9 protein-coding genes are annotated in these 12726 nt (G+C 64.3%); 5 read left to right on the top strand and 4 right to left on the bottom strand.

Annotated features, from left to right (window positions below; genetic code table 11):
• Nucleotides 1-80 precede the first annotated feature (80 nt).
• Nucleotides 81-2618: a beta-mannosidase gene (locus tag AB2U09_RS04645; protein ID WP_459191525.1), complete on the bottom strand. Its 2538-nt coding sequence runs from the start codon at nt 2616-2618 to the stop codon at nt 81-83.
• A gap of 280 nt (nt 2619-2898) precedes the next feature.
• On the opposite strand from AB2U09_RS04645, the gene AB2U09_RS04640 reads away from it, so the two are divergent.
• The 3 genes from AB2U09_RS04640 (at nt 2899) to AB2U09_RS04630 (ending at nt 5512) form a co-directional block, all read left to right on the top strand.
• Entirely contained in the window at nt 2899-3186 is a 288-nt protein-coding gene (locus AB2U09_RS04640; RefSeq protein WP_459191524.1) for a hypothetical protein, read from the top strand.
• A 23-nt stretch (nt 3187-3209) separates the two neighbouring features.
• Nucleotides 3210-3458 carry a hypothetical protein gene (locus tag AB2U09_RS04635; RefSeq protein WP_459191523.1) on the top strand — a complete coding sequence of 83 codons (249 nt, stop codon included), beginning with the start codon at nt 3210-3212 and terminating at the stop codon, nt 3456-3458.
• A 971-nt stretch (nt 3459-4429) separates the two neighbouring features.
• Nucleotides 4430-5512: an NAD(P)/FAD-dependent oxidoreductase gene (locus AB2U09_RS04630; protein ID WP_459191522.1), complete on the top strand. Its 1083-nt coding sequence runs from the start codon at nt 4430-4432 to the stop codon at nt 5510-5512.
• Between the two features lie 29 nt (nt 5513-5541).
• Here the strand turns inward: AB2U09_RS04630 and melA are convergent, their stop codons facing one another.
• From melA to AB2U09_RS04615, 3 genes are all read right to left on the bottom strand, one after another.
• On the bottom strand, nt 5542-6861 hold the full coding sequence (melA, locus tag AB2U09_RS04625; protein ID WP_459191521.1) for an alpha-galactosidase: 1320 nt from the start codon (nt 6859-6861) through the stop codon (nt 5542-5544).
• A gap of 95 nt (nt 6862-6956) precedes the next feature.
• Nucleotides 6957-9020 carry an alkaline phosphatase PhoX gene (locus AB2U09_RS04620; RefSeq protein ID WP_459191520.1) on the bottom strand — a complete coding sequence of 688 codons (2064 nt, stop codon included), beginning with the start codon at nt 9018-9020 and terminating at the stop codon, nt 6957-6959.
• Nucleotides 9021-9266: 246 nt separating this feature from the next.
• The gene (locus tag AB2U09_RS04615; protein ID WP_459191519.1) at nt 9267-9713 is read right to left on the bottom strand and encodes a hypothetical protein; all 447 of its coding nucleotides are present in this window, start codon (nt 9711-9713) and stop codon (nt 9267-9269) included.
• A 942-nt stretch (nt 9714-10655) separates the two neighbouring features.
• On the opposite strand from AB2U09_RS04615, the gene AB2U09_RS04610 reads away from it, so the two are divergent.
• Together AB2U09_RS04610 and AB2U09_RS04605 are read left to right on the top strand one after the other, a co-directional pair.
• On the top strand, nt 10656-11609 hold the full coding sequence (locus tag AB2U09_RS04610) for an ABC transporter permease (RefSeq protein ID WP_459191518.1): 954 nt from the start codon (nt 10656-10658) through the stop codon (nt 11607-11609).
• A gap of 32 nt (nt 11610-11641) precedes the next feature.
• Nucleotides 11642-12718, top strand: a complete 1077-nt coding sequence (locus AB2U09_RS04605; RefSeq protein ID WP_459191517.1) for an ABC transporter permease — start codon at nt 11642-11644, stop codon at nt 12716-12718.
• Nucleotides 12719-12726 lie beyond the last annotated feature (8 nt).

Genomic DNA, 12726 nt, shown 5'->3' with positions numbered 1-12726 from the left:
CTCGCGGACAATCCCACTGCAGTCCGATTCTGGGCGGCCCTTTCCTGCCCTCGCACCGGACGACCGTCGAGCGGAGCCCGTCAGTACGTTTCTCGCAGGTGCCTGACGGAGAGTTCGTCTTCGAGGTGGGCCTCGACGAGCGCGTCGCGGCGGCCGTCGTAGGCGTCGAAGGTGAGCGTCCGCCGTTCACCCGCCGTGAGGTGGACGTAGTTGTCCGAGAACGCACCCGGCAGCGTCCCCGGGTCGAGTTCGACGAACAGCGCCGCTTCGTCGGCGGCGACGGTCACGTCCGCGCCGTCGATCTCGACCGATAGATCCGTCTCGGGCAGCGATAGCCGCTTGTAGTCGGTGAAGAAGGCCGTCGCCGGGTACGTCGTCGGCGTGTCCGCCGAAGGGCCGTCGGGCTCGAACGTCGCGCGAACCATCACGTCCGAGGGGTCGATGTCGTCGGTGAGGTCCGCTCGCTCCACGGTCGTCAGCGCGGTGCTCTCGTGAGCGTCGATGGCCACTCCGACGGTCTCGTCGCGAACGAGATCCCCGTCGAACGTCCGGACTTCGACGGTCACGTCGCCCGAGACGGGAGCCGTCTCGTCGCTGGTGACCCAGAGCGTCTGCGCGGTCAGGTCGTCCCAGTCGGGGTCGTCTGGATCCTCAGCCTGGGCGTTGTCGATACCGCCTCCGCCTTCGAACGCGGGATGGAACGACAGGAGCAGCGGCGCGAACTGCCGGCGCGCGGCGTACTGCTGGGCTTTCCACTTGCCGTCGTACTCGACGGATGCCCACGAGGCGACCGGCCAGAGGTCGTTGAGTTGCCAGTACAACGCGCCCATCGTCGTCGGCTTGCGGCGGCGCCAGTGTTCGATGGCGGTCGACATCGCCTCGGCCTGCAGCAGTTGCGAGAGATAGACGAAATCGGCGAAGTCGAAGGGGATCCGGAAGTAGTCGGCCATCCGCCGGAGGATGGTCGTGTTGCCGCCTGGATTCCGCTGGTGATGTTCCATCGTCGGCGACGTAGGGTTGAACTCCTCCGGTTCGGTGAGAACGGTCCGGAGCGAGTCTAGCGAAGGGAACGACTGGTAGCCGAACTCGGAGACGAACCGCGGTTCCGTAGTGAGGTACTCCTCGAAGGGCTGGCCGCTGTGCCAGACGTCCCAGTAGTGGATGTCGCCCTTCTCGAAGACGTACGGGTCGAGTTCGTCCGGGCCGCTGGATGGCGATCCGGGCCAGTAAGTGCGCGAGGGGTCTTCCTCGCGGCAGGCCGGCCCGACGGTCTCCGCGTAGAGTTGTCGGTAGTCCTCGCGGTGGTCCTCGTGGCGCTCGTGGTCGCCGTACCAGTTCTCCAGCGCTTCCTCGTTCTCGTTGTTGGCACACCAGAGCGCGATCGACGGGTGGTTCGCCAGACGACGGACCTGATAGCGCACTTCCGCTTCGACCGTGTCGAGGAACGCCTCGTTCGCGGGATAGAGCGAGCAGGAGAACATGAAATCCTGCCAGACGAGGATTCCATACTCGTCACACAGCTCGTAGAAGGCGTCTTCTTCGTAGTACCCACCGCCCCAGACCCGCAGCATGTTCATGTTCGCGTCGGCGGCGCTCCGGATCAGGTGCTCGTAGCGTTCGTCGGTGACGTCGCCGTACAGCGGCGCGGTCGGGATGGTGTTAGCCCCTTTCGCGTAGACCGGTTCACCGTTGACCTCGAAGTAGAACGACGTACCCGCTCCGTCGGGTTCGACAACCAGTTCGATCTCCCGGAAGCCGATCCGGTCAGTATGGGTATCGTCGCCGACGGCCGTCGTCAGGTCGTACAGCGGCTGGTCGCCGTAGCCGTTGGGCCACCATCGCTCGACCGTCTCTTCGTCGAGGGGGAGCGTGACCTCCACCTCCTGTTCGCCCTGGTCGAGCGCGATGGACTCGGCCACCGTCTGGCCGGCCACGTCGACGGACAGGTCGTATGTACCACCGGTCGGTGCGTCGATGCCGACGCGGACGGTCAGGTCGATCCCCTCGCCCGCGTGGTCCTGTTCGGTCTTCACGTGGCGGATCCGCGGGTCGGAGTAACCGATCAACGAGATGTCGCGGTAGATCCCCATCGTCGGGAGACACGGGCCCCAATCCCAACCGTAGTGACACTGCGCCTTGCGGATGAACGGTCGGCCCGGCTGGTCGACGGGGTACCGAATGCAGGGGACCTCGTAGGGGTGCGCCGCCGCGCGCTCCTCGCCGTATTCGACGGGCGAGCGGAACCGAACGGCGACCTCGTTCTCGCCGGCGTGGAGGGCGCCGGTGACGTCGAACTCGTTGCCGACGTGCATGTTAACCGACTCGCCGACCCGCTGGCCGTTGACGAACACGGTGGCCACGGTGTCGAGGCCGTCGCATCGCAGCACGACGCGGTCGTGTTCGAGGAGTCGGTCGTCGACGTCGACAGTGCGACGGTACTCCCAGTCGGTCCGTCCGACCCACTGCACGTCGAGTTCGTTGTCCCCCACGAACGGGTCTGGAATCGCGCCCGCGTCCAGGAGGTCGGTGTAGACGCCCCCCGGGACGCGTCCCTCGCGCCACGCTCCGCCGTCGCGCTGGCGATACTGCCAGCTACCGTTCAGCGACTGAGTACGCATACGGCTACAACACCAGCAGTCGTTCTTAAGCGTGTCGACGCCGACGGTGGGAGCCGGTATTCACCCTCGAAACGGCCCGATTCGCCCGGAATACGGACCAGACGTTTGCAGATGGCAAACGATCCCGTCGATTGCCCGAGTTCGTTTGCTCAATGCAAACATCGTCGGTCAGATACTCCACCGATGTGGCGTTTCCCACGGGCGAGGAGGTCCGTCTGGCGCGTAGTTACCCACCGGAGGCACCCGAACACTGAAGCGGGGTCGGTGACACTGCGAACGTATGGCGGAGACGTTCAGAGAGCAGCTCCTCGTTCAGGCGTGTGCGAACCAGCAGGTCATCGTGCTCCTGCTGGCGGCGAACGTGGTCGCGCTGGTACTCGATATTGCCATCCTCCTGTTCGTCAACGAGCCGGGTAGCCCGGGTGCGACGGTCGGACTGATGAGTCTGCCCGGTATCGCCTTCATGATCGCCTGGACGAGTTACGCGCTCTATCGCTGTCGGGACGGGCTGCCCTACGGTCGGTCCGGCCCGACTCTCGAGACCGACGACGGGCCCCCATCATTATAAGTCTGGATTGCGGACTCGAAACCATGTCCGCGTTGCAAGACGACGGGGAGCCCGTCGACTCCAGTTCCGAGGAGACACATCCGTTGTTCAAGCCGCTCGTCGCGGTGCGCAGTTCGTTTCTCAACTTCGTCGTCGCCCTGGGCGTCGCCTTGCTTCTCGGAGCAGTTGCGACCTCGGGCCCACTCGCCGGAATCCTCGGGGTACTCGGCATTAGCGCCGTCATCTACGCGCTACTGGGGGAACTCGGCCTCCGTGCGATCGGGTACAAGTGATGGACGAAACACGGACCGACAACCCGACTCACACCCGAAGAATAGCCGGGCATACACGGTGCCACCTGTCGTCCGTTTCGTGTCACGGTGTCCTATGACTGCCGCATCCACGTTTCGTTTACCTATCGCAAACAACCGATTACAGGTATAGGTCCGTAATTACAATCACGGGTGTTCGCTAAGTACCCTGTCAAACAGTATCGACGGACGTCTCTGGCCGAACAAGCGAAACGCTCGGTGAGGCTTCCAAGAACAGTTTCAAGACACACCTCGGCGCAATAGGGTCCTCGTCTTTTTACCAACTTCCAATAGTAGTAATTTCAATTATGTGGTTGAATTTTCTTCCTTCACGCGACCATCCGGCTCCCCATGCTGATCAGCGATCGGGACCAATCAGTCGCTCTCCAACCTCATTCCGGACGCAATTCCGACATGGCAGGCAGTGACCGCTTCGCTGTACGGATCGCTGATTCGGACGGGACGGTATTTCCAGCACTACCTCGGAACAGACGATCCACGGCAACCGTGCGACGATAGGGCCGAAATTTGACGGTTTCGGTCCTCTTGTGACCGTGTCTCCCGAGTTCACTGTCACATGCGTCTAGTTCTCCAGACAGTCGTCTGAAAGTATGCTGATCGCAAGGCTATCGTGCCCAGGCCGGCATCGCCGCCGGTACAAGACCATCTGGTCGCAAGGGACGATATCGGCGGTATCTGGACTTTTCGCGCCGTTTTTCCACCGATCCGAGCGCTGGGAAGACCCAACAAACCGACGCTGACGAGGGCACCCAATCTCTGGGGTTATATATTTACTATACTCGTATAGTTCGTTGATATAGTCAGTAAAATTATAATCATACCTGCAGACGCGGATCAGTGACCGGACGCGATACGAAACACCTGTGAGTAGTTAGGGCTCGCCGGCGAGTGACGGCCGTGCACTGACAACGCGACCGGCCCAAGCCGGTCCGATGGGCGACCGACTGACGTACGACGTCGTCGTCGTGGGCGGGGGACCGGCTGGAACCACAGCGGCGCTGTACACGACCCGACTCGGCCATTCGACGGCCCTCTTCGAGAAGGAGGGTGGCCGCCACGCCGCCGTGAGCCACGTCCACAACGTCTACGGTGTCTCCGAGGACGTCTCCGGCCAGGCCCTTTCGAGCCACGCCGTCGCGCAAGTCGAGGCGTACGGCGCCGACTACTACGTCGACCCGGTCGAGGAAATCTGCCGGTGGGACGGAGAACTCGACGACGATGGGACTGGCGCCGACAGCCGCTTCGTCGTCGAGGCCGACCACGCGACCGTCGGGGCCGATCGGGTCGTCCTCGCGACCGGATTCACGGACCGGGAGCCGTCTGTGCCCGGCCTCCGTGAGTTCACCGGGCGAGGACTGCACTACTGCCTGCACTGCGACGGGTACGTGCTCGGCGACGCGAGCGCGTACGTCCTCGGGCACACCGATCGCGCTGCCCACGTCGCGATGGTCCTGCTCAACTTCACCGCCGACGTCGACCTCCTGCTCGACGGCCGCGATCCCGAATGGGACGACGACGTCGATCGCCAGCTCCAGGCCCACCCCGTCGAGCGCGTCGGCGCCGAGGTCACCCGCCCGTTCGCGGACGAGGATGACGACGGCGCCGAACCACGGCTCGGCGGGCTCGAATTCGCCGACGGGAGCGAGCGGTCGTACCGCGGCGGGTTCGCAGTGTACGGCAAGGAGTACAACACCGGGCTCGCGGAATCGCTCGGCTGTGTGCTAGCCGACGACGGCGCGGTCGAAGTCGACGAGGAGTTCGAAACCAGCGTCGACGGCGTCTACGCGGTGGGCGACCTCACGCACGGGCAGAACCAGACCGTCGTCGCAGCGGGCGACGGCGCGAAAGCCGGGACGGCCATCGACAAGGATCTCCGCCGTTACCCCCGACCACCGGGCGAGACCGTCGACGAGTCGGCCGTCCCGGACGCGCCCGCCGACCTCCGAGCGCGGATGCGACTGCTGCGCGAGCGTGGTTCCCATCCCGGACTCGGGAAGTCGGAATCGGATCAATAGCGGGCCGAGGAACCGTGTGGGCGGGCCGCTCAGTTCAGTTCGGGCAGGTATTCCGCGTTGGCCTCCAGCAGGTCGTCGACCATCTCGTCGATGGCGTCCAGATCCAGCGCCGCGGCGGTCAGTGGGTCGAGTTTGATCGCGCGTCGGAGCGCGTCCTCGTCGTTGTCGAGGCCGGCGCGGACGGCCTGCTCCTGAACGTTGATGTTCGTCCGGTTCAGCGCCGCCAGCTGGCCGGGCAAGTCGCCGACCGTCGTCGGGTGGATGCCGGTCCCGTCGACCAGACACGGCACCTCGACGCAGGCGTCGTCGGGCAGGTTCGCGATCGCGCCGGTGTCGTTGCGGACGTTGAGGTTCATCCGGCGGACCGTGTCCGTCTCCCGCGAGTGGATGATGTGCGAGCCGTACTCCGACGAGCGGTCCAGCGAGAGGTCCTCCTCGGCGGGGTCGAACTCGGCCTCCAGATCGGGCTGGTAGGACTGCCAGTGCTCGAAGTACCGCCCGGTGGGCATCCACTCGATCGTGTAGTGGCCGAACTCCTCGTCGGGCGTGTAGTCGTCGATGATCCCCTGGTCGGTCCGGAAATACGGGAGGTACTCGCTGAGGTGGTGGCTCGACTCGGTGATGAACGCGCCGAAATGGTCCATGACGTCGAAGCGGACGGGGTCCCGTTCCCGGATCTCGGGGTCGTCGGCCGCCTCGCGGAGCGCGGGGTACAGATCCTCGCCGTCGTGCGTGAGATCGAGGTACCACGCCATGTGGTTGATCCCGGCGACCTGGTGTTGGATCTCCTCGGCCGGCACGTCCAGATAGCGGCCGATAGCCGCGGTCGTGTGCTGGACGCTGTGGCAGAGACCCACCACCTCGATGTCGGTCGCCTCGTCGACGGCCCAGCACAGGATCGCCATCGGGTTCGTGTAGTTCAGCAGGACGGCGTCGGGGCACAGCTCCTCCATCTCGCGGGCCATCTCGAGCATCATCGGCATCGTCCGGAGCGCCCGGAAGACGCCGCCCGGGCCGAGCGTGTCGCCGACGGCCTGCTCGACGCCGTGTTCCTGCGGGATCCGGACCTCGTTCTCGAAGGGTTCCTCGCCGCCGACGTTGACCATGTTCAGCACGTAGTCAGCGCCGTCGAGCGCCTCTCGGCGGTCAGTCGTCGCGCGGATCTCGGCGGGGAGGTCGTGTTCGTCGACGAGCGCCTCGCCGACGGCGGCCGTCCGGTCGAGTCGCCCCTCGTCGATGTCCATCAGCGTGATCGTGGCGTCCTGAAGCTCCTCGAACGAGAGGACGTCCGTCATCAGGTTCTTCGCGAAAACGATGCTGCCCGCGCCGATAAACGCGATCTCTGTCACGGATACGTTCTCTCAGAGCGGCCACAAAGAGATTCTGAAGCGGGCAACCAGTACAACGACGAAACGAGGGGGTCAGTCAGCACTCCCGGTACCGACTACCCCTGCCAGCGGGCCGTGTCCTCGTCGCGGAAGACGTAGAGGCAGTCGTTGCTGTACGAGCGGCCGAACTGGTCGGCGTCCTCACAGCACAGCACGCGGCCGTCGTCCATGACCAGCAGGTTGTCGACGTTGATCAGTGCGTCGTCGGCCACGTCGGCCGGGTCGCTGGCGTCGGGGCCGACGATGACCGGCTCGAGCGTCGAGACGTTGTAGTCCGATTCGAGCGTGCCGCGGTAGACGACCCCGCCGTCGACGCGGTCGAGCCCGACGTCGCCGACGTCGTCGGCGAGCGCGTCGTTCAGCTCGGAGATGGCGAAGTAGACGTAGTCGCCGGGCGTCGCCTTGTCGACGCTGTCGACGCCTTCGGCCTTGTTGAACTCGATGGACGCGCCGATCTCCTTGGCCGCCGCGCGGGTTTCGAGGAACGGCACCTTCCGCAGGTCCTCGTCGACGCCGTCCGGATCGCTGGCGCTCCACTGGTCGGCCCACTCGACGATGTCCTCGTTCGCGATGTAGTTCTGGTTGCCGTTCTCGACGACCTCGCGGTCAGCCTCTTCGAGGATTTCGGCGGTGACCTCGTCGCCTTCCCTCCACGAGGAGTGGGCGGCGAGGTAGTCCGCCTGCGTCACGTCGTCGTACTCGGCGATCCACGACTCGACCTCGCGGTTCGTCGCGCTGCCGAGCGGCCACCACTCGATCTCGAGGTCGACCTCGGCGGGCGAGCCCGACGTGGCCTCGTCCGCGTTGGTGACCTTCGGGGCGTAGAGCGTCCCCTCGACGTCCATCGGGGTCTCGTAGCTGTGGATCGGCCGGTCGGCCTCGAACTTGTAGATCCCCTTGCTGTCGCCGTCGGAGCACTGGTAGACCGTCTTCTTGTTCTTCTGGACGTCGGGCGACTCCCAGGCGGACCGCCCCATCACGTAGTACTTCACCGGCTTCGGCGTCTCCGCAGCCGGTTCGCGGACGTCGACGTGGTAGCCGTAGCGGTAGGGGTTGGGGTAGACGTCGCTGATCGGCTCTGTCGTGTTCTGCCGGTCGCTCCCCGCGGCGTGGGGCGGCGCCGACTGGTCGACGCGATCGGCACCGAGGTAATACGCGAGGAACTCGACGCCCGTCAGCGCCCAGTACCCCTGCACGGACCAGGCGTTGTCGCCGTAGTACTCGTCGATAGCCGACTGGATCGAACTCGGGTTCGGCCGGTTCCAGAACTGGCAGCCGCCGATATGACCCTCGCCGCTACCGGCGTCGACGATGTCGCCGACGGTCGACGTCAGCGACACGCGCGTGTGGGCGTAGTTCTCCTCCGAGGAGAGCATCGTGCCCCACGGGCTCAGGTCGCCGTAGCAGTTGATCCGTGTCCCGCCGATGTCGCGGAAGGCGTCGGTGTTGGCGAGGTTGATCGCCTCGTCGAGATCCGCGTGCCATTCGCCGTCGCTGTCCTGCTGGATCGGGATGCGCGAGATGTTCCCCGGGCTGTTCTCCCAGTTGGTGAAGAGGTAGCCCTCGGTGTAGGCGCCGTTCGTCGGGACGAACTGATTGCAGTCGGGGTTGAACCCGGCGTCGCCGTACTGGGTCCCCGCGAAGTTGTCCTGGGTGAGGTCCCAGCCGTCGGGCGTCTGGGCGACCCCGAGCCGCTCGGTCCCACCGTTGATGGGGTCTTGCTCCTGGGCGAGGAACGTGTACTCCCCCTCGGCACTGCGGACCCGCTGGCGCTCGGCCTCCGTCTCGGGCACGGGCAGTTCGTCGAAGTCGTCGTTCGAGCCGTCGAACTCGAACTGGAAGCCGCTGAAGTAGCCGATGCCGGCGCGGCTGAACTCGCCGACGTTGTCGCGGCTCGGGTGCTGGAGACTGTAGAGCAGCGATCCGTCGTCGAAGACGTACGGACCGGTCACTTCCGCACCGAACGCGGTCGAGGAGAACCGCTTGAGTTCCCCCCGTACCGTCGGTGCGCCCTCCGTCTGTTCGTCGTCCGTCGCCCCGCTCGCGACACCTGACACGCTCGCACCGAGCGCCGCCGCAGCGGACGACGCCAGGAGCGTTCGCCGGTTGAGATCGACCATACGTCCGGGTCGTCCCGCCTTCGAAACGTGAACCCTTCTAATAGTGATATATCTCGATTGTATGAAGAACGATCCCTATTGTGTGCTACATACTCCACTCACCGCAACCAGGGACGGACGCGATCGAGGCGGCGGCTGAGCAGTGACCGGGAAACAGGACAGCGGCGTGGCTCGCCACTGGGATCGAGGGACTGCGTAAGGGAGCGAAAGAAGGGGTGATAGGGGCGTCCGCGAACGGGCGGCGTCTCAGGCGGCGTCGGCGGCCCGTTCGAGGTCGCGCTCGGCGACCTGCGTCCGGATCTCCGCGGCGCGGCGGCGGACGGCTTCCACGTAGCGTTCGATCTCGTTCGGTCGCTTGCCGTAGAAGGAGGCGACCCAGTTCGTATCCGTCCCGGGCATCGTGAGGAAGTACGACGCGAGCGTGTCTCGGCCCGCCTGGACGACTTCCGGCGGGACACCGCGCTCGCCGGTGCCCTCCTCCTGGAACCCGTTCGTGTCGAAGTAGACGGCGGCGTAGAGCGTCGCCGTCTCGGGGTCCTCGAAGGTCACCTCGACGTGTTCGGGCGCCTCGAACCGGTAGCGCGGCTCGGCGCCCTCCTCGGAAACGACCTCGACGACGCGAACGCCGAGAACGTAGTCTTCGTGGACGGTGCGGTCGGCTGGACTCGCTGATCCGTGCTGGGAACCTGACATAGTGGTCTGGATGGCCGTGTGCGCTGTCGGAGGTCCGGCCGGTCGGGCGACCGGACCTCCGATTCATCGGACGTTCCGGGACGCCGATTATCAGGGTTGCTAGTAGCGTTCTGACGGGTACGTACCGCTCGTGGGTACTATTGAGACGGTCCCGCCGCCTGACAGAACTCCACCTGTGACCACCAGTCCGATCGCAGCCAGATTCAGCGACCAGAGGGGAGACAGGGGGCAGATCCAACTTGCCGTTTCGGCCGTCGGATCGCGTCGAGATCCGATTGGGGATGCGGGGTCGGCGGGTGAATTCTAACTGATTCAGCAATGCTATCACGTTCTAATAGTAAATTTTAATCTGAGACAATAGTCGATATATCGGGAGACCATCACTAGATCGCAGCTCTGAGCAACGCCCGATCGACAGACTGCAGGACTCGGATCACGAGCCGTGGGACAACATTACGAATCGCAAATGGAACCGTTCGGGCACCCGCCGTTACTGCACGGAAACGGTGTTTACTGGCGACCTGCCCCATCCCGTGGATCTGCTTGTGGAACTGGCAGAGGCGATATCGAGAACAGCACGTCTGAACCCGGAACCTGCTCAGATTCGCTCTGTTGACCGTGTCGATCGCTACGACCTGTCCTGTCTTTCAAATATTGATTACTATCGTATTATTTATCCATTTTGTTTATAGAGTATTTATTATCTGCTGGGGAAAGCGATCAGGAGCTGTTCTCACGCGGCCGACCAACTACGAGAGAGACGCGAGTTATCCGACGAAATACGGGGAGTATCGCCTCACTAGATTGTGAACCACCAAAAGTTTGAAGGTGAACTCACTTTTTGCCCATAGATAGCCGATGAATTATTATGTAAAAAGGACGGGCCAGGCGGTTTTCACCGTGTGGGCGACGTTAACATTCACCTTCGTGTTGACGCGCTACATGCCCGGTGGGCCGCTGGATTTCATCAAGGCCCAGATGGCGCTCGGGAATCTGGGTCCCGGGTCCAGCGGCGGCGGATCCGGGTCGGTCGACATGGCACAGTTCTCGCAACTCGCCCAGGATTACATCGGTATAGATCCGTCGAAGCCGATCTACCTACAGTACGCCGAGTACATGGCGAACCTCCTGCAGGGAGACCTGGGACAGTCGATCTGGTACGGCGAACCGGTCGCGCAGGTGCTGTTCCCGGCGGTCCCGTGGACGGTCTTCCTGGGCTCGATCGCCGTCACGGTGTCGTTCACCACCAGAGTTGTCATCGGCGCCTTGCTGGCGTACGTGGAGGGGTCGAAACTCGACCTCGGCGGCACGACGGCGCTGATCTGGGGCCACTCGATCCCGTTCTACATCATCGCTATCGTCCTGATCTACGTGTTCGGGTACCAGTACGGCTGGTTCCCGATCTCGGGGCGGGTCAACGCGAGCGCCACACCGGGGCTCAACATCCCGTTCATCCAGGGGATACTGTGGCACGCGGCGCTCCCCATCGTCTCGCTAGTCTGGGTCTCGTTCGGCCAGGGAGCGCTCGCGATGCGGGCGAACTCGATCCAGGTGCTCGGTGAAGACTACCTCCGGGCCGCGAGACTCCGCGGGATCAACTCCGACCGCATCGCGCTGCTGTACGTCGGTCGCAACGCGATCCTCCCGATGTACACGCAGATGCTGATCCAGATCGCGTTCGTGTTCGCTGGGTCGGTGTACCTGGAGTCTATCTTCGCGTACCCGGGCGTCGGGTACTACCTCTTCCAGGGGATCCAGTCCCGGGACTACCCGCTGATGATGGGCGCGTTCATCCTCATCACCGTCACCGTCGTCATCGCGATGTACGTGGCGGACCTGACCTATTCGTTCCTCGATCCGCGGATCAAACAGGGTGATGCCAGTGAAGCGTACTGAGGCGACCGACCGACGCCACGGAGGTTCACAACATGTCTGACCAGACCGCGAGTCCGGTCCGTTCGCTCGAAGAGGAGTACGACGGCGCAACCAACGTCTCGCGACTCGACCGGTGGCGGACCCAGATCGACCTGTGGCTGATCGCACCGGCCCGGATCATGTGGGAAGACACGCGCACGCGACTCGGTGCGTTGATCGTCCTCTTCTACGTCCTGATGGGGACCGTCGGCGTCGTTCTCACCGACCCGCCCACCCAGAACGAAGGCGAGCCCCTCATCGGCATGTTCCCCGGCGGAATCGTTCCGTCCGGGGAAACCCCCTGGATCTCGGCCGGCCAGACGGCGATCGGCGGAGCGACCGTTCCGTGGCCGGAGTTTTACTTCCCGCTCGGGACCGACCTCATGGGGAACAGCCTCCTCGAGATGACCGTCCACGCGACGCCGGCGATGCTGAAGATGGCGTTCGCGGGCGGGGTCGTTACCACGCTCATCGGCACCGCGGTCGGCACCGTCGCCGGGTACAAGGGCGGCCGGACCGAGCGGGTCCTCATCACGGCCGCGGACATCCAGATGGCGATCCCGGGGCTCCCGCTGCTCATCGTCCTGGCCGTCGCGCTACAGCCCCGAGATCCGCTCCTGGTCGGGTTCCTCCTCAGCGTCGACGCGTGGGCGGGGCTCGCCCGGCAGCTCCATTCGCAGGTGCTCTCGCTCCGCAACGAGTCCTACGTCGAAGCGTCGCGGCTCATGGGCTTTTCCTCGCCGCCGATCATCTGGGACGACGTCCTCCCCAACATCATGCCGTACGTGATGATCAACTTCATGGGGAACTCGATCCGCGTGATCCACGCCTCGGTCGGGCTGTACTTCCTCGGCGTACTCCCGTTCACGACGCTGAACTGGGGGGTGATGATCAACATGGCCTACAACGAGGGTGGCCTGTTGACCTGGAACGCGGCCCACTGGTTGCTGATCCCGATCGTCGCGATCGGACTGCTCGGGTTCGGGATCACGCTGTTCTCACAGGGGATGGACCGCCTGTTCAACCCGAAGGTCCGGGCGCGGTACGCGAGTTCGATCGACACCGATGGGAGCGACGCGATGAACAGGTGACCGACGAC

The sequence above is a fragment of the Halosimplex yunnanense genome, assembly GCF_054504345.1.
The sequence above is the reverse complement of the archived record's forward strand: the minus strand, read 5'-3'. Positions and strand labels throughout refer to the sequence as shown.

What these genes read in the sequence shown, in the direction of transcription:
- AB2U09_RS04640 (WP_459191524.1), top strand. Translation starts at nt 2,899, where the DNA reads ATGGCGGAGACGTTCAGAGAGCAGCTCCTCGTTCAGGCGTGTGCGAAC.
- AB2U09_RS04645 (WP_459191525.1), bottom strand. Translation starts at nt 2,618, where the DNA reads ATGCGTACTCAGTCGCTGAACGGTAGCTGGCAGTATCGCCAGCGCGAC.
- AB2U09_RS04620 (WP_459191520.1), bottom strand. Translation starts at nt 9,020, where the DNA reads ATGGTCGATCTCAACCGGCGAACGCTCCTGGCGTCGTCCGCTGCGGCG.
- AB2U09_RS04630 (WP_459191522.1), top strand. Translation starts at nt 4,430, where the DNA reads ATGGGCGACCGACTGACGTACGACGTCGTCGTCGTGGGCGGGGGACCG.
- AB2U09_RS04635 (WP_459191523.1), top strand. Translation starts at nt 3,210, where the DNA reads ATGTCCGCGTTGCAAGACGACGGGGAGCCCGTCGACTCCAGTTCCGAG.
- AB2U09_RS04615 (WP_459191519.1), bottom strand. Translation starts at nt 9,713, where the DNA reads ATGTCAGGTTCCCAGCACGGATCAGCGAGTCCAGCCGACCGCACCGTC.
- AB2U09_RS04605 (WP_459191517.1), top strand. Translation starts at nt 11,642, where the DNA reads ATGTCTGACCAGACCGCGAGTCCGGTCCGTTCGCTCGAAGAGGAGTAC.
- AB2U09_RS04610 (WP_459191518.1), top strand. Translation starts at nt 10,656, where the DNA reads ATGCCCGGTGGGCCGCTGGATTTCATCAAGGCCCAGATGGCGCTCGGG.